The sequence below is a fragment of the Paenibacillus whitsoniae genome (genome assembly GCF_003955665.1).
GTDB classification, from domain to species: domain Bacteria; phylum Bacillota; class Bacilli; order Paenibacillales; family NBRC-103111; genus Paenibacillus_E; species Paenibacillus_E whitsoniae.
Window position 1 is genome coordinate 1 of record NZ_RXHU01000088.1, and the last position, 16560, is coordinate 16560.

Here is a 16560-nt window from a genome sequence, read left to right on the forward strand (position 1 = left end):
CGAGTCCTGTTCGGGGAGTCCAATCCCCAAAAAGAGAAGGACAAGCTCATTTGAGTGAAGACTTAGCTTTTTGGGGATCCCAATCTTATAATAACAGTTCATTCTAGGCTTTCAGCATGGAGAGGTGTCCGAGCTGGCCGAAGGAGCACGATTGGAAATCGTGTAGGCGTCACAAGCGTCTCGAGGGTTCGAATCCCTCTCTCTCCGCCATAATTTTTTCCACAGCTTTAGAATGGCTGATTTATGAGGCCCGTTGGTCAAGTGGTTAAGACACCTCCCTTTCACGGAGGTAACAGGGGTTCGAGTCCCCTACGGGTCACTTCCATTTATATTCCCATGGAGGCTTAGCTCAGCTGGGAGAGCATCTGCCTTACAAGCAGAGGGTCGGCGGTTCGATCCCGTCAGCCTCCACCATAATAACCAAAAAAGTGACGAAATGCAGCGTAGTAACACCGATTACTTTTTCTGGGCCCAATGATTCTCTCTTATTGACGCGGGGTGGAGCAGCTCGGTAGCTCGTCGGGCTCATAACCCGAAGGCCGCAGGTTCAAATCCTGCCCCCGCAACCAACCTGTTATACCCAAGAAAGTGAAGTAAGCTCTGTAGCGTATACCGATTACTTTCTCGGGGCCCATAAACAGTGAGGTACTTTAATCGTGTGGAGCCGTGGTGTAGAGGCCTAACATGCCTGCCTGTCACGCAGGAGACCGCGGGTTCGAATCCCGTCGGCTCCGCCATTTTTAACACAATATGAGTCATTAGCTCAGTTGGTAGAGCACCTGACTTTTAATCAGGGTGTCGTAGGTTCGAATCCTACATGACTCACTTCGCGGTCGTGGCGGAATTGGCAGACGCGCACGGTTCAGGTCCGTGTGGGCTAACCCCCCGTGGAGGTTCGAGTCCTCTCGACCGCATCTAAGAAAAGCTCTCTTTATCCCCAAAAGGATGAAGGGAGCTTTTTCTTATGGGATCGCCAAATTATTAGTTGACAGTGATTATTATTATCACTAATATCAAGAAGAGAGAAGTTGTGGCTAGCTATAAGCGGGAGGCGACCGCATTTGAAGACGATCAAATACTGCTGCAGAAACGAAAAGTTCGGATCGAAGCAAATCTATAAATCCATTAAGCACGAGTTCCCGGAGCTGAAGCAAAAGAAAAAGGACTGCCTCGGCAACTGCAGGCACTGCCGCAAGGAATGCATCGCGATGGTCGGCAAGAAGAAGCTTCTTTGTGCGGAATCACCGGATATGCTCTATGCGCAGCTTAAGCAGATAATAGCGGAGTCACGGGCGGAGCGTGTGATGGCATGAACGTGGACCTTTTAAAATTGTTACTTCCGTTTGTATTTGTATGCACAGTTCTGGTAATCTTGTATGTATGGGGCTTGAATAAGCAATAGCCATACAGAAAGGTGTGTGCAACAAATGCTAAATGACAAACTCGTTGAAGCGCTGAATGAACAAATGAACTATGAATTTTACTCTGCACATGTCTATCTGGCGATTGCCGGTTACTGCGCAGGAGAAAGCTTGGACGGTTTCTCGAACTTTTTTATGGTGCAAGCAGAGGAAGAGAAGTTTCATGCGATGAAGATTTTTAAATTTATCAACGATCGCGGCAAAAAAGTGGAATTCGAAGGCATGCCGACGCCGGTTAATCAGTATGAGTCGATTTTGGATGCGTTTGAGCATGCGTATCTGCATGAGCAGGAAGTGACTCGCCGGATCTATCATTTGTCCGACCTGGCGCTGAACGACCGCGAGCATGCGACGATGCAGTTCCTGAAATGGTTCATCGACGAGCAGGTGGAAGAGGAAGCCATGTTCGACAGCATTATCAATAAGCTGAAACGAATCGACAAAGACAGCAACGCGTTTTTCATGCTGGATGCAGAGTTTGCACAGCGGACATTTACACCGCCGGCAGCGGAATAATTACATAGCTTATTCAGATAAAAGACTTACCGTCCGTGGGACGGTGGGTCTTTTTCAATTCGTCAGGGGATTTGCTGACGGACAGTTGTCAGGGTTTATTTTATATACTTAAATAAAAAGAAAGGGAATGGTGATGGATATGGAGAAGCTCGATCTCGGAAAGTTGTACAAATCATACTACACGGCGAAGGCAAAGCCGCAGCTTATTGCATTTGAAACCGCTCATTATGCCTCGATCACGGGACAAGGAGATCCGGATGGCGAGACATTCGCAAGGGCGACAGAAGCGCTCTATACGGTTTCTTATGGCGTGAAGGGGCTATGTAAGGGGAAGGAGCAGGATTTCACGGTTCCAAAGCTGGAGGGGCTCTGGTGGGTCGATGGGGACCCTAGACAAGCTCTGGAGGTTCCGCGCGCCGAGTGGCGGTGGAAGCTGTTGATTCGAATGCCGGCGTACGTGACGATTGAGCAGGTGGAGGAAGCGCGGCAGCAGGCGATGAAGAAGAAGAAAGAGCTGGTCGAGCTTGGTGATGTTCGTTTCGAGGAGCTGCATGAAGGGCAGTGCGTGCAAATGCTGCACGTGGGACCTTACGCGACTGAGCCGGAGACGTTGAGGCAGATGGAGGATTTTATCCATGCGGAGGGCTGGGCGTATGCCGGTCTGCATCATGAGATTTATTTGTCCGACTCGCGGCGGGTGGAGCCTGCGAAGATGAAGACGATTTTGCGGCATCCGGTTACGAGAAGGGAAAAAGCAGAAGTGGAGAATGGGGGACTTTTGAAGTAAAATAAAAGAAAATGTCGAAAACGGCAGTGAGGGGAGAAGAGGCGGATGAGGAGCGCTTTTCAACGTTGGTACTTGGGACTGGCTGTATGTGCGCTGGCTGCCATTGTGGGGCTATTCGGTCCGGCCTCTTCGGCTCAGGCGTCTTTTTTTGATCGGATTAAGGATATATATCAGCTTCCGAGCAATGTGGAACAGATTCAAAAAGATTACGATGCCGCCAAGCAGCAGCTTGAAGAACAGAAAGGCAAGATTGACGAACAGCAGGAGAAGCTCTCCGAAGCGATGAGGCAGTCCAAAGAGACGGAGGAGAAGCTGCTGAGCCAGAACGATGCGCTGAAGCAGGAGAATGAGCAGCTGCAGGCGCGGCTCAAGGCGATGGAAGAGCTGGCGCAAAATAAAGAGAAGCGCAACCGTAAAATTACGACGATGATCCTGACGGTAGTCGGGCTCGTGATTGGCTATTTTGTCATCGGCCGGGTTATCCGATTTGTACTGTGGCGGAACCGGAGGCGGGCTATAAGGAAGTAAGGGAGGGGGATGCGGTATGGACGTTCATTTTCACGAAAACAGCGCACAGACGAAAGTAGCCACCTTACATGTGGAGTCGGGCGAAGCCGTCCATATACTGCACCCCAACCAGATCGTCGCGTTTCAAGGAAAAGCGAACCAGCGGGAAGATGGGCTAATGAAGCTGCCGAACATGTACCGGAAAAAAAGGCTCATCCAATCCCGGATTACCGGGCCGGCTGAGGTGCTTATCGGGCTGCCGGAAGGCTACAATATGACCGTCATTCCGATTGCGGAAGGCGACGATTTGTTGTACGAGTTTAAGCATGTGCTGTTTTATACGGAGGGGGTTACGTTTACCTCTCATTTGCAGAGCATGAAGAATACGATTATTACGCAGGATTTGATTAAAATGCAGTTCAGCGGCAGCGGTACGATCGGCATCCTGACGGCGGGGCCAGTTCATCCCATGGCACTGAGCCCGGACAAGCCGCTATATGTGGATGCGCAATGCCTCATTGCCTACCCAAAGCAGGCGAACCTGCGGCTGTGCGTATACGGCAATACGCTGGCAAGCCAGCATATGAATTACCAGTGGGAGCTGACCGGGCAAGGGCAGGTGCTTGTGCAGCCTTGCAAGCCGGACCGTAAGCTCGACGAGCACATGCAGACGGACGGTTTGCTGCGGCGAATTGCGCGGGAAGTGCTGCCTTTTGGCGGGATTTTTATTAAATGAAAAAAAGTAATAAAAACCAGTTGCATTTGTCCGCGATTCCTGATATATTATTCCTTGTCGCCTCGGACAAACGGTTTGAGCGGCGAAAGAAACATTACCGTGCGGAAGTGGCTCAGCGGTAGAGCATCGCCTTGCCAAGGCGAGGGTCGCGGGTTCGATCCCCGTCTTCCGCTCCATAAGATATGCGCCCTTAGCTCAGCTGGATAGAGTATTTGACTACGAATCAAAAGGTCGGGAGTTCGAATCTCTCAGGGCGCGCCATTTTTTCTAAATTGATACTTCGGGACGTAGCTCAGCTTGGTAGAGCACCTGCTTTGGGAGCAGGGGGTCGCATGTTCAAATCGTGTCGTCCCGACCATCAATTTCATATTACGCGGGCGTAGTTTAATGGTAGAACTTCAGCCTTCCAAGCTGATCGCGTGGGTTCGATTCCCATCGCCCGCTTACAAAGTCAAACAACCACCTTCGGGTGGTTGTTTGCGTTAGGGCAGGGAAGCGAACCCTGGGTTCGAACGTCCGCAGGACGCGCGTCCAAATTTCCGCTGGTGCTTCCGTAGGAAGCAAGTTTAATAAAGATTTGGAGTATTCCCATCGCCCGCTTAGAAAGTTTAACAACCACCTTAGGGTGGTTGTTTGCGTTAGAGCAGATAAGCGGTTTGCTTCAATAAGCGCCTGGATAACCGTTAGGGGAGAGCGGCGTTATATTGCACGCTCATTAGGAGAGCCGCCGCCTGCCCAAGAGAGCCTTACGAGCGCCATTCGTAGGGCTTTTTGCTTTTAATGGACATTCTAATTAGATAGGAGATGAATGCGAATGGAGATACAAATACCGTTTGACGAGGTATTCAAGCTGTTGGAGGAAGCTTTTCCGGTGACGGAGATTCGGACGTATGAAGGCCAGCGAACGCTGCTGGAAAACCGGAACTACCGTCTCCATATAGAGCGGGATGCGGCGGGGCACGCCGCAGGCATCTTGGCAAGCTGGGATTTTGGAACGTTCCGCTTCGTGGAACACATCGCCGTGGGAGCTACGATCCGGGGCGGCGGCATCGGCAAACGGATGCTGACGGATTACATGCACAGCGGAGCTTCGCCGATCGTGCTGGAGGTAGAGCCTCCGTACGAGGCGATGGCCGAGCGGAGAATTCATTTTTATGAGCGCTGCGGTTTTCATCTGAATGACTTTCCATACAAGCAGCCGCCGCTTAGATCGGGCCAGCCGGAGATCGCGCTTAACATTATGAGTTATCCCCATCCTCTGACGGAAGCGGAGTTCCTTCCTTACAAGCGCATACTGTATGCAGAAGTTTACAAAAAGTAACAGAAATATTTACCAGTTCGCAAAAGTTGCCAGACAGTTTTGACCTGTGCTAGTCTAACATAGACAAAAAATGCCGAATCCTGGAGCAGCAAAAGCTCCGGTACGGGGGACTTCTTTACTTGGGGTGAATGCACAGATCGGCTAGCCGGTCTTACTAGGGAAAACCTCTTCCCGAACCCGTCAACTAACCTCGGAGGCGTCAAGGAGGAAATGGTTTGAAGTTTTTTGCTAAAAGCTTTATTTGTTCGTGCGCGGCGGCAGGTACGGCGTTTATTTTGCTTGCCGGACCGCAGGCGCAAGCCGCACAGGCGAATACGCCAACACCAGCGGGGACGCCGGTGAAGGTGCAGGTTAACGATGAGCTGCTGAAGTTCCCGGAGGTACAGCCTTTTATCGACGAAGAAGGCATCCTTCAAGTACCGCTGCGCGTACTGTCCGAAAAACTCGGGTATCAAGTCGGCTGGGAACGCAAGGAGAACGGTGTCATGGTTACACTGGTCAATAACGATCAGGCCATACAGCTCACGACCGATCAGGAGAAGGCGATTGTGAACAGCAAGTGGATTTCGCTGGAAAGCTCGCCGAAGCTGTACCAAGGCAATACATACGTGCCGTTACGGTTCATCACGGAGACGTTCGGTTCGCAGATTGAATGGAGCGAGGCCAACGACCTTGCGATCGTCGATGCGGACGGCAAGCCGCATAAGCCGGCGTATATTGCGCCTCCGCCTCCGCCGAAACCGGCGGTTGCCCAAGTCAAAGCGGCAGTAGCGCCACCTCTGTCCGAGCAGATCATTCAAGCAGCCAGCGCTTACCAAGGGACCCCCTACAAATGGGGAGGCACGACGCCGAACGGATTTGATTGCTCCGGATTCGTTCGCTATCTGTTTCTGGCAAAAGGCATCGATTTGCCGAGAACATCGGTCGACATGTATGACAATGCCGGAACGCGAGTAACGGATTTGCAAGCGGGTGATCTTGTGTTTTTCGCTGCCAAGCAGGTCAATCATGTAGGGATTTACTTAGGGAATAATCAATTTATTTCTTCCACCACATCCAGCGGCGTGACGGTTGACAGTCTCTCCAGCAACTATTGGAGCTCCCGCTACGTGGGCGCGAAGAGAGTCTTCTAGACGGAGAAACCGGCTGGAAAATCGAGAACACTTGTTTGCTCGTTCTTCTTTTCATAGAAGAGCGGAGCGGCAAGTGTTCTTTTTGTTGCAAAATGCGCGATTTTTATCGAAATTTTACAAATTTTCGCCTATAATGGAGAAATGGTTGCAAGAAAGTAGGTGACGCAAGAAGCATGCAGGCAGGTGTCTGGAAAAGCTGGTTTTATCGCAATCGCACTCGGACGTCGAATCGGGCCGTTAACCTGTACAGCGTTGATGTGGTTCCCGACATTCCGGAAGAGGTGCGCGGGGTGATTCAGCAATTTTTTCAAACGTATAATCATTTCAAAGGGGCGCGTCACTTACAAACAGATACCTTCATTAAAGAAGTGTTCTATGCGACGAGGCAAGACCCGAGGGATCATCGCTCGGTTGATGAGATGGAGGCCTACATTCAGCAAAAAAATGTACACCGTCTGCGTCTGAAATCGCATGTGGTCGATGAATATATAAGGATCGGCGAGAGCGTCTGCATGATCGGGGTGACCCGGGAATTCAGCAATCATCAGCGGAACCGCGTGCTGTATTTTCTTGTGAAGGAAGGCGAGGCTTGGCAGTTTCATCATATCGCGCGGTCTCATCATGGCAAAGTGTTGGAGAAGTTTCAGGTCAAGGAACAGACGGCTTTCGTTATCGGCAATGACAGGGGAGCGCTGCTCTTCCTCACCCATGCGAATTCCGTCGATGCGACGTCCTTCATACTCGGAGACTATGTCCATGTCGAGGGTTATCTCGAAGTGGAGCAGGAGATGCTGGAACAGCTGTATTACCGGGTTGTGCGCATGAATCGCGTGCATTAAAAAATGAAAAGCCCTCGAACGCGATGCGCGTCTGAGGGCGTGCGGATCGATAAGCTTTGCTCGAAGGAGTAACGCTTATTTGGTGCGTTTGGCGTGTGCTTCCTTGAGGTCGTGCAGAGCGTAGAACGTGCCTCGCCAGTAGATGCCGCCCTGGCGCCAGGTCAGCCAAACCGAACGGATCATGGTGTATAGCATGAGCGCCGCGCTGACGGGCAGCAGGTACGCTTCGTCGCCGTGCCTGCTCATGAGCTGCTGCATCAGCCTGCGGTACAGCCAGATTTGCAGAATGACGTTCACGGCGAAGACGGCGCCGCGCCAATCCCAGAGCAGCAGCATGCCGAGCCAAGGGAGGAGAAAGCCGACCAATTGGCCCAAGCAGGCGACGAGCGCGATCAGATAGCTGTAGCGGAAGCCGGAAAAAAGGTTTTTCTCCAGGCCGCGGATCGCTTCACGCAGACTGGGATACCATTCGACGCGCAGGAGATGCTTGCCGGAGAGCAGCCTTTGACGGAAGCCGGCGCGCTTGAGTGCAATGCCGAGCTGGAGGTCGTCGTCGGGGCGCAGCGCAATCGCCCGGTGCGTGCCGACGGCTTCATAGGCGGTGCGCTTAACTAGGTTAAACGCGCCGATCCCAATGCCCGGTTCCCGAGCGCTTTCGAGGTTCGCCCGCCAGGGGCGAACGAAGAGCGCGAACGCGAACAGGAAGAAGTGCACGAAGCCGCGGAGCAATGGCCCGCGTGCCGTCATCGTAGGCGTCAGCGTGAGGTGCTGGACGTCCTCTTTTTGCATATAAGCGATGCTGTCGGCAATGGTGTCCGGGGCAAACGTAATATCCGCGTCGGTAAACAGCAAATACTGCCCTCTCGCTTGCAGATAGCCTTGGTAGAGGGCGTGATTTTTTCCAAGCCACCCTTGCGGGAGCTGGGTAATATGAATGATCCGCAGCGGTGTCGCTATGCCGCTAGTGCCTTCAGACCATTTGCGCAGCTCGTCGAGCTTGACGCCGGTTCGGTCCATCGATCGGTCGTTGACTGCGATGATTTCCAGGCGGGGGTAATTTTGGGAAAGCAGGTACCGGACGGTATCCTGGATGCTGCCTTCCTCTTCCTTGGCGGCGATAATGACAGAGACGAGCGGCGGCTTGTCCGGCAAGCGCTCCGCTTTTGGAAGTGTCCCGAACAGATGCTTGCTTTGGAATACCTCGCGGGTGACATACAGCCAGTAGAGGAGTCCGACCAGCGCGGTAAGGCTAAGAATGGACATCGGGGGCCTCCCTGTGAAAGAATAGAAGATGACCGCATTATAACATCCAGAAGAAGCTGGAGGAAATGTCTCTGCACGAAAGGGAGGCTGAAATGGAGGACGACAAGATTCACGGGCAAGCGCAGTTTTGGAAAAAATGCAAAGCGGATGAGCTTGCGGAGCAATTAAAAGCGATAGCGACGGACGAGGGGCTAATCGCCGAACGAGTGGCGTTTGTCTGTATAGGGACGGATCGCTCGACCGGCGATGCGCTCGGACCTTTGGTCGGCAGCCGGCTTGCGGGGCTGGGTTACAAGTCGGTTGTAGGGACGCTGGAGGCGCCGTGCGATGCCAGCAATTTGCCGCAGCGGCTTGCGGAGATTCCGGCTGGGATGACGGTCATTGCCGTTGATGCTTGTCTAGGGCAAAAACTGAGCGTTGGCATGTATCAGCTGTCGAATCAGCCGATTGCGCCGGGCAAATCCGTCGGAAAGGTACTGCCGCAGGTCGGCGATTACACGATTGCGGCGATTGTGAACGCCGACGGACCAAGGCAGTACAGTGTGCTGCAGACCACATCGCTGTATCATGTGATGCAGATGGCCGAAGATGTCGTGCGGGCGATTGTGAATGCGTTTCCGCTGCAAGAGGGATAAATGAGGAGCGATGGAGATGGGACCAGGTGGGATGGGCGGCGGCCCGGGAGGCATGGGAGGAAGGCTTTCCGACCGTAATCGCCCGAAGGCGACGCTCAAGGATGTGTCGATGAAACGGATTTTGCTGCTGTTTCGAAGCTATTGGGGGCAGCTTGCCGTCATTATCGGTTTGGCGCTGCTTGCGGCAGTGATCGGACTGATTCCGCCGCTTGTGATGAAGGAGATCATCGATAAGGCGATTCCGCAAGGCAACATGAAGCTGCTGGCGGTGATGGCGGTGCTTATGATCGTACTTCCGCTGTTGAGCGGAGTACTCGGGGTGTGGCAAAACCACCTCAATACGAAGGTGACGCAGGGAGTTATTCGCGACTTGGGACAGTCGCTGTTTCATAATTTGCAGCGGCAGTCGATGGCGTTTTTCACCGATGCGCGATCTGGAGAAATCGTACAGCGCATCACCGGCGATGTGCAGTCTGTGCAGAGCGTCGTGACGTCGCTGGTCGTCTCCTCGATTACCCAAATTGTCATTGTGCTGACGACGGTGGGGATCTTGTTTGCGCTCGATTGGAAGCTGGCGATCATTGCGCTGCTGATTTTGCCGCTTTTTATGATGCCGGTGAAAAAGGTATCCAAGATGCGCAAAGCGCTCCGGCTGGAGACGCAGAAGGTGCGCTCGGACATTTCGTCGCAGCTCAGCGAGAGCTTCGGCATTTCGGGAGCGCTGCTGACGCGAATTTTTGGCAGGGAGACGCAGCAGGAGCGGGAATTTACGGCCATGAACCAGAAGGTCATGGATCTGGAGCTGCGGCTCAATCTGGTGGGTCGCTGGTTCGGTATGGCGACGAGCACGCTGGGGCCGCTGGGCACCGCGATCATTTATTTGTACGGCGGGTATTCCGTCATCAACGGCAGTATGTCGCTTGGCGCGATCGTGGCTTTTGCCGCGTACCTCGGGCGCCTGTACATGCCGGTCGGCACGCTGCTGAACCTGCAGGTGGAGGTGGCGACGGCGCTGGGCGTGTTCCAGCGCATTTTCGAGTACCAGGACATGGTGCCCGATGTCATGGACCGGGAAGACGCACGGCCGCTGGGGCCGGTCGCGGGGCGTGTGGCTTATAAGCAGGTGTCGTTTGCTTATAAGCCGGGGCAGTACGCGCTGCGCGACATCACGTTCGAGGCGCAGCCCGGGGAAATGGTCGCGCTCGTCGGGCCGAGCGGCGCAGGCAAATCGACGCTGATCGGCATGATCGCGCGGCTGTACGACCCGACGAGCGGTGTCGTCGAGGTCGACGGGGTGGACGTCCGCGACGTGAAGCTGGCGTCGCTCCGCGCGCAGATCGCGTACGTCACGCAAGAGTCGTTTCTGTTCCACGCGACGATTGCGGACAACCTGCGCTTTGCGCGGGAAGACGCGACGCGTGAGGAGATGGAGGAGGCCTGCCGCCAGGCCTACATCCACGATTATATCGTGTCGCTCCCCGAAGGGTACGACACGATGGTCGGAGAGCGCGGGCACCGGCTCTCCGGGGGCGAGCGCCAGAGGATCGCGATTGCCCGCGCGATCCTGAAGCGGCCGCGCATCCTCATCCTCGATGAGGCGACGTCGCACTTGGACTCGGAATCCGAGTCCTATGTGCAGTCGGCACTCGAGGAGCTGATGCGGGGGCGCACGACGCTGGTGATCGCGCACCGGCTCTCGACGGTGCTGGCCGCCGATCACATTCTGGTGATCGAGGCCGGCAGCGTCGCGGAGCGGGGCACGCACAGCGAGCTGCTCGCGCAGGAAGGGCTGTACGCAAGGCTGTACAGCACGCAGTTCAAGAAGGCCGCCGAGGTGGAGGGCGGCTGAAGATGGAGGCTGCTTCCCCGGTCAGATAAGGGGGAGGCGGCCTTTTTTGAGATGTCCTCGCTGTCTCTGCTGTCAGAGTGGCGCTATGTGGGTCTTGGCACTTTGGCCGGTACATGGCCAGTAGATGGAGGAGATTAGCCAATGAAAGCATTGGCTAAAGCTGGGTATGCAGCGGATGTACCCGAAATAGCCAATGGAGCCATTGGTTATTTCGCGAACGATCGCTGTCATCGCGATGATTTCCCAAAATAGGCAATGGTAACATTCCTTATTGAAGAAAATGAGCGCGATTTGGTTTATTTAAGCCATGAAACCATTGGCTAGTTCACGCAGCTATTATCGCCGGGCGGGAGCGGGCCTACCTCAAAAATCTATCCATAAGCTGAAATAGAATATCGCCGTTAGTAACTGCTTAGGTCTTCCCAATTGAGGGACTTTTTGCGGTGTTCCTGCCGAATGGAAGCAATTCAAGATGCGGAGTGAAGAAAGAGGCTGAACCGAAGCCATACAGTTCGCGAGGTCGCGAGCCAGATCGGTCCTCCAAAGCTGCAAAAAAGCAGGAATTTCCCTCCATCCTCCCTCTGATTGATCAAATTCCTGCGAATTTGCAGGAATTTTTGGCGAGAACCACCACTTGGGGTGAGTCTGGCCTAAAAAACTGCTTTTTTGCAGGCATTTTGTAAAAAACGCCTCTTTTGTGAAAAATTCCTGCCTTTTCGCAGTAACTCGTACAATCACCGTTTTCCATCTGATAGATACCTGAGTAGCCTTCAATGCCTCTGCGCGGTACCACAAAGAATGGAAATTCGTCTCGGCGACCACTCGAGCAAATATCCATTAGCGGCTCTTTTTCGGATCATACACGGTCTAACAGACGCAATCGTCCGTTAGACGGCGCCTTCCCCTTTTCCTTTTTATGGATTATAACGAATTGTTCGACTGGTAAAAGAATTCATCAGCTTCCCAAAATGAGACTCTGTTGCAGGCCGGCGCTTTCCCCTACACTACAACTATCCTAAGGGAAAGGAGGCAAAGGATAGCGCTGTCGGTGATCTGAGCAATGCCAAGCAAGGCACATGATTTGCCATGATGGAGAGGAGACGATTGACAATGGGTTACACAGGTTCCAATCGGATGTCCAAGCTTGCCGTAACGATGATGGCCGCTTTCTTGCTGACCGCGTGCTTTCCGGCGATGCCTGCCGTGAAAGCCGCATCCGCCTACGACACGGCGGTGCTGGCCGACAATCCCGTCGGGTACTGGCCGCTGTCGTCGACGGTCACGACAGACCAGTCGGGGCACGGGTTGAACGGCACGTTCACCGGAAGCCCGACGGATACAACGATGCCGAACGGCGACGCAGCGCCGGTGTTTGACGGTGCGACGCAATATTTTACGATCCCGGATGACGACTATCTGGAAGTGACGCGCACCGGAATTTTGACGATTGAGGCGTGGATGCGCCCGGATGTGCTGCAGTTTACGCACAGTGAAAGCAGCGGCTATGTGCATTGGATGGGCAAAGGCACCTCCGGTCAGCACTCCTGGGTGGCGCGTATGTACAGCCTGACGAACACCGAGAACCGCCCTAACCGGATCAGCGGCTACTCGTTCAATTTAAGCGGCGGCCTGGGGGCTGGATCCTATTTCCAGGACACGGTGACCGCCGGTCAGTGGATTCACTACACTTTGGTTATTAATACCGTGAATACGAGCGCTACCTATACAACCGGATATACGAAATTATTCAAGAACGGCGTGCTGCGGGATCAGGACAAGCTCTCCGATTACAGCATCGTTCCTGGCAACGGAACGGCGCCAATGCGGATTGCGACGCGGGATCTCGCTTCGTTCTTCCAGGGCGCGATCGGGAAGGTCGCGGTCTACGACTACGAGCTGCCGCCTGCGCAGCTGACCGCGCATTATACCGCGATGACGAACTAAGCCGTTATCGACATTAACAAAGGACGACCTGCCGAAAACCCTTCGGTGCAGGTCGTCCTTTGCAATTCCCGCCGAAACCTTTTCGGTGCGGGTCGTCCTTTGCTATTACAGCTGCGCGCGCCGGAATTCGCTCGGCGTCAGACCGGTATGCTTTTTGAACATGCGATTGAAGGAAGCGATCGTATAATAGCCGACGAGCGAAGCGACGTCTTGAATTTTGAGGTCCGTCTTCTTGAGCAGCTCCATCGCTTTGTTCATGCGCACGGTGTTGACGTAATCGCTGAAGTTGGTGTCTGTTTTTTCCTTAAAATACGTCGAGAGGTAGGCGCCGGTTATGTTCAACTTATCCGCCAGCAAGTCCAGCGACAGATCGCTGCCGAAATGATCGTTGACATAGCTGGTGACGAAGCTCGTGATGTAATCCGTCGCTTCCTTCTTCTGGCGAATGCCGGCGGCGGATTGCGTTAGCAGCTCCTCAAAAAACTGCTGGAATTGCGCAAGCGTCCGGCAATTTCTCAAGCTGTCGGCCGGACTGCGCTTCTCATCGAGCAAGGACATCGGATTATGGCTGGCGTACAGCGTTTTAATGATAAGATTGACGATCTCTTTGGCCAGCTCCGCGATTTGCGCGTAGGAGGCGCCTCGTTTCACGGCCAGCTCCAGCGTTTTCGTGATGATTGGGATCGTAATCGCAGCGTTGCCGGACGTCAAGTTGGCGGTAAACTCTTTCATGTTCGCCGGGGTCAGCCAAAGGTCGGGCGGCAAATTTTCTTTCTCCCGGATAATTTGCACATCTTCGCCGAGCTTGCGCTGCCTCGCCAGCTGCAAGGTGTATTCGAACGCCGTGTTGAACGCGAACGCATTGTCATACACCGGGCTGACCGCAATGGTGACGGTGCAGTAGGAGGCGTCCAGCTCGAATATTTTCTTAATATCCAGGAGCAAAACGTCCAAGGCTTCCCGTTCCGAATCGTCGATGAACAGAATCGTCAGAATTTGATCCTTCTCAATCTGGAAGGTAAGCGAGTCTTTGAAGGTCTGAATGAACTGCGAGTGGACGAATTCCTTAATATAGTACGACGCCCGGTTCGGATCCATATCCATGGCGGCCAGTTGGCTGTCGATATACATGAGCTGATAGAGGACGATCACGTAAGGCCTGTCGGAATCGATGGATATTTTCGCACCCTCAATATCGGTATGGATCATTTTGACTTTATTGAGATAGGCGTAGTGCTTAAGCAGCGAATTTTTCGTAATCAAATCCCGGTTGATCGTCTCGTTCGTTAGAAACAAGTCGTGCAGCTTCTGGCTGATGACATTGAATTCGCGAATCGGCGTGACATAAGGCGTGCTGTGGCGATCCATCTGCTGGATGGAGCCGATGATAGCGGAGAGCGGGTTGTTAAACCTTTTGGCGAAAAGAATGGAAATGCCGACTCCGATAATGATCGACAGCACGATAAGCGTAATCATGAACACATTCAGCTTGAAAAATTGTTCCGTAATCGTCGCCAGCGGTACGATCAGAACGTAGGTGCTGCCGGTTTCGGCGCCCTTTTTGTAGAAATAATAATTCGTCCCTTCCCAATAATAACCGCTGTTGGTGGTTGTCGATTTTAGCTTCAATGGCTCTGTACGGGACGTCGCTGCAAACGTTTCGCTGCCGTTCTCGTCGAGAATATAGAAGTCGGCATCCCTTTGGAAGTGGCTGAACGCCTCAAACATCTGCGCACTGTCCAGCAAAGCGAAAATGGCAAAGCTGTCCATAGCGGCGCTTTTGAACATGACGGGATTGAACGTGCCGATGGTGCGGCTCGAGAAGCTCGTCGCTTCCTGGAAAGCGGCTGAAGGATACACTCGGAACGACTGCGCAGGCTTGGCTACTTCTGCGGGCCAGAAGGAATCAGGATAGAGGGACGACGTATAAAATTTGCTGAACATCATATGCGCCTCCCGGGAGCCGTCCTTATCCAAGGCAAAGTCCCGTTTAGGAAAAAAATAAATGATATTGTACAGATAGAGCTGATTACTGGCCAACACGTTCTGCAGTTCGCGCTGCACTTGGCTCAGGATGTAGAAATCGAATTGCTGCGGATTGTTTTTGAGCGCTTCCGTATGTGTATTGAAGTAGAGGCTGACCAGCAGGCTTTTGATCAGAGCGATATTTTTCTCATAGCTGGCTACGGTCGTCTCCAGGTTCGAGGAGCTGTTCTTAATAATTTCTTCACGAATGCTGCTGCGAAAGAACGTAAAGGACGCGACATTAAAGGATACCAGCAGCAAAATGATGATGATAAAGCTCAGCAGCAATCGGTAAAACAGAGAGCCGCTATACTTCTTCCGTGGGACATAAGTGGTGCTCTGCATCGCCGTCTCCTTTCGCCTATCCGGATTATGTGAAAAATTATAGCATGGACCCTTTCGCCGTGTTAGGAAAAGTTTGAAATTTACGACGATGAATTTTAGGGATTCTTATGATTTTTCTCGATTTATAAAAAATTGCCCATGAGTGGATAAGGAAGCGGATAGCCAGCCCGTTCGAGGATCGGTTACGATGGGCGTGTCGATGCAGCGCCTCACAACGTCAGAGGGGGCAGACCTACACTACAGAAAAAAAGGAGAGATGACGGTTGCGAACCAACACGCCGGCTGCAGTCAAACCCATGCCCATTTCGCAAGCGACGAAGGGGACGAAGCGGGTTGCGTACTTCAAGATGTGGAAGCGAGGCAAATATTTATTCCTGCTCTTTTTGCCTACGCTGTTGTTTTATTTACTTTTTAAGTACGTTCCGATGTTCGGGTTGGTCATTTCCTTCAAAAACTACAATCTCTTCAAAGGCATCTGGGCAAGCGAATGGGTCGGGTTCAAGTATTACAAGCTGTTCTGGGAAAATCCCGATTTCTTCAAACTGATTTACAATACGTTCATGCTGGGGATTTACCGGCTAATCTTCGGCTTCCTGGCGCCGATTGTGCTGGCGCTGCTGCTCAACGAGGCGAGGAACGCGGTGTTCAAGCGATTCGTGCAGACGGTCAGCTATTTGCCCCACTTTATCTCGAACGTTGTGGCGGCGAGTATGGTGCTTATGTTCCTTTCACCTTCCAGCGGGATCGTCAATCACCTCATCACATTACTGGGCTTCGAACCAATCAACTTTATGGTCATGCCGGGGATGTTCCGTCCCGTATATGTTATTTCGGAAATTTGGCAGCATGTCGGCTGGGAAACGATTATTTATTTGGCGGCTCTGACCTCCATCGATCCCCAGCTATACGAGGCGGCGGAAATGGACGGGGCTAGCCGGTGGAATAAAATGATGAGCGTTACGCTGCCAGGCATTGCGCCGGCGATCGTCATCGTCTTCATCCTTAACGTCGGGCACGTCCTCGATATCGGCTTTGAGAAGGTATTCCTTCTCTATAATCCGGCGATTTACGAAACGGCCGACATTATTTCCACCTACGTATACCGAACGGGGATCGGGCAAGGGAATTACAGCTACGCGACGGCGATTGACTTATTTACAGGCATCGTAAGCCTGATCTTCATTTATTCCGCCAATTGGGTCAGCCGCAAAGTCGGCGAAACCAGCTTGTGGTAGAAAG

Annotated in this window: 14 protein-coding genes, 11 tRNA genes and 1 riboswitch; of the genes, 23 read left to right on the forward strand and 2 right to left on the reverse strand. The window is 53.0% G+C overall.

Features of this window, described 5'->3' with window-relative positions:
- The first annotated feature begins 118 nt into the window (after positions 1–118).
- The 19 genes from EJQ19_RS26065 (at position 119) to EJQ19_RS26155 (ending at position 7260) form a co-directional block, all read left to right on the forward strand.
- A tRNA-Ser gene (locus EJQ19_RS26065) sits at positions 119–210 on the forward strand.
- Between the two features lie 37 nt (positions 211–247).
- A tRNA-Glu gene (locus EJQ19_RS26070) sits at positions 248–319 on the forward strand.
- A gap of 19 nt (positions 320–338) precedes the next feature.
- Positions 339–414 (forward strand) — tRNA-Val (locus tag EJQ19_RS26075).
- A gap of 78 nt (positions 415–492) precedes the next feature.
- Positions 493–569 (forward strand) — tRNA-Met (locus EJQ19_RS26080).
- Between the two features lie 91 nt (positions 570–660).
- Positions 661–737 (forward strand) — tRNA-Asp (locus tag EJQ19_RS26085).
- A gap of 15 nt (positions 738–752) precedes the next feature.
- Positions 753–825, forward strand: a tRNA-Lys gene (locus EJQ19_RS26090).
- 4 nt (positions 826–829) lie between these two features.
- Positions 830–914 (forward strand) — tRNA-Leu (locus tag EJQ19_RS26095).
- 147 nt (positions 915–1061) lie between these two features.
- Positions 1062–1313: a DUF1450 domain-containing protein gene (locus EJQ19_RS26100; RefSeq protein WP_126144167.1), complete on the forward strand. Its 252-nt coding sequence runs from the start codon at positions 1062–1064 to the stop codon at positions 1311–1313.
- A 114-nt stretch (positions 1314–1427) separates the two neighbouring features.
- Entirely contained in the window at positions 1428–1937 is a 510-nt protein-coding gene (locus EJQ19_RS26105; RefSeq protein ID WP_126144168.1) for a ferritin, read from the forward strand.
- A gap of 133 nt (positions 1938–2070) precedes the next feature.
- The gene (locus EJQ19_RS26110) at positions 2071–2724 is read left to right on the forward strand and encodes a GyrI-like domain-containing protein (protein WP_241243091.1); all 654 of its coding nucleotides are present in this window, start codon (positions 2071–2073) and stop codon (positions 2722–2724) included.
- Between the two features lie 45 nt (positions 2725–2769).
- A complete protein-coding gene (locus EJQ19_RS26115; protein ID WP_126144169.1) occupies positions 2770–3252 on the forward strand; it encodes an SH3 domain-containing protein in 483 nt (160 codons plus the stop codon).
- A gap of 16 nt (positions 3253–3268) precedes the next feature.
- Positions 3269–3967 carry an AIM24 family protein gene (locus tag EJQ19_RS26120; protein WP_126144170.1) on the forward strand — a complete coding sequence of 233 codons (699 nt, stop codon included), beginning with the start codon at positions 3269–3271 and terminating at the stop codon, positions 3965–3967.
- Positions 3968–4068: 101 nt separating this feature from the next.
- Positions 4069–4143 (forward strand) — tRNA-Gly (locus tag EJQ19_RS26125).
- Positions 4144–4151: 8 nt separating this feature from the next.
- Positions 4152–4228, forward strand: a tRNA-Arg gene (locus tag EJQ19_RS26130).
- A gap of 20 nt (positions 4229–4248) precedes the next feature.
- Positions 4249–4325 (forward strand) — tRNA-Pro (locus EJQ19_RS26135).
- A gap of 15 nt (positions 4326–4340) precedes the next feature.
- Positions 4341–4411, forward strand: a tRNA-Gly gene (locus EJQ19_RS26140).
- Between the two features lie 370 nt (positions 4412–4781).
- Positions 4782–5288 carry a GNAT family N-acetyltransferase gene (locus EJQ19_RS26145; RefSeq protein WP_126144171.1) on the forward strand — a complete coding sequence of 169 codons (507 nt, stop codon included), beginning with the start codon at positions 4782–4784 and terminating at the stop codon, positions 5286–5288.
- A 61-nt stretch (positions 5289–5349) separates the two neighbouring features.
- A riboswitch (cyclic di-AMP (ydaO/yuaA leader) is annotated at positions 5350–5502 on the forward strand.
- Position 5503: 1 nt separating this feature from the next.
- Positions 5504–6421, forward strand: coding sequence for a C40 family peptidase (locus EJQ19_RS26150; protein ID WP_241243092.1), 918 nt, complete (start codon positions 5504–5506; stop codon positions 6419–6421).
- A gap of 173 nt (positions 6422–6594) precedes the next feature.
- The gene (locus EJQ19_RS26155; protein WP_126144172.1) at positions 6595–7260 is read left to right on the forward strand and encodes a hypothetical protein; all 666 of its coding nucleotides are present in this window, start codon (positions 6595–6597) and stop codon (positions 7258–7260) included.
- Between the two features lie 75 nt (positions 7261–7335).
- Here the strand turns inward: EJQ19_RS26155 and EJQ19_RS26160 are convergent, their stop codons facing one another.
- Positions 7336–8523, reverse strand: coding sequence for a glycosyltransferase family 2 protein (locus tag EJQ19_RS26160; RefSeq protein ID WP_126144173.1), 1188 nt, complete (start codon positions 8521–8523; stop codon positions 7336–7338).
- A gap of 92 nt (positions 8524–8615) precedes the next feature.
- On the opposite strand from EJQ19_RS26160, the gene yyaC reads away from it, so the two are divergent.
- The 3 genes from yyaC (at position 8616) to EJQ19_RS26175 (ending at position 12951) form a co-directional block, all read left to right on the forward strand.
- Positions 8616–9158, forward strand: coding sequence for a spore protease YyaC (yyaC, locus tag EJQ19_RS26165; protein WP_206438494.1), 543 nt, complete (start codon positions 8616–8618; stop codon positions 9156–9158).
- Positions 9159–9174: 16 nt separating this feature from the next.
- Positions 9175–11007 (forward strand): ABC transporter ATP-binding protein, encoded by a 1833-nt coding sequence (locus tag EJQ19_RS26170; protein ID WP_126144175.1) that lies wholly within the window; start codon positions 9175–9177, stop codon positions 11005–11007.
- A gap of 1110 nt (positions 11008–12117) precedes the next feature.
- Positions 12118–12951, forward strand: coding sequence for a LamG-like jellyroll fold domain-containing protein (locus EJQ19_RS26175; protein WP_126144176.1), 834 nt, complete (start codon positions 12118–12120; stop codon positions 12949–12951).
- Between the two features lie 105 nt (positions 12952–13056).
- On the opposite strand, the gene EJQ19_RS26180 is transcribed toward EJQ19_RS26175, so the two are convergent.
- The gene (locus EJQ19_RS26180) at positions 13057–15321 is read right to left on the reverse strand and encodes an AraC family transcriptional regulator (protein ID WP_126144177.1); all 2265 of its coding nucleotides are present in this window, start codon (positions 15319–15321) and stop codon (positions 13057–13059) included.
- A gap of 347 nt (positions 15322–15668) precedes the next feature.
- Here EJQ19_RS26180 and EJQ19_RS26185 point away from each other — a divergent pair, with 347 nt between their 5' ends.
- Positions 15669–16556, forward strand: a complete 888-nt coding sequence (locus tag EJQ19_RS26185) for an ABC transporter permease (protein ID WP_241243095.1) — start codon at positions 15669–15671, stop codon at positions 16554–16556.
- Positions 16557–16560 lie beyond the last annotated feature (4 nt).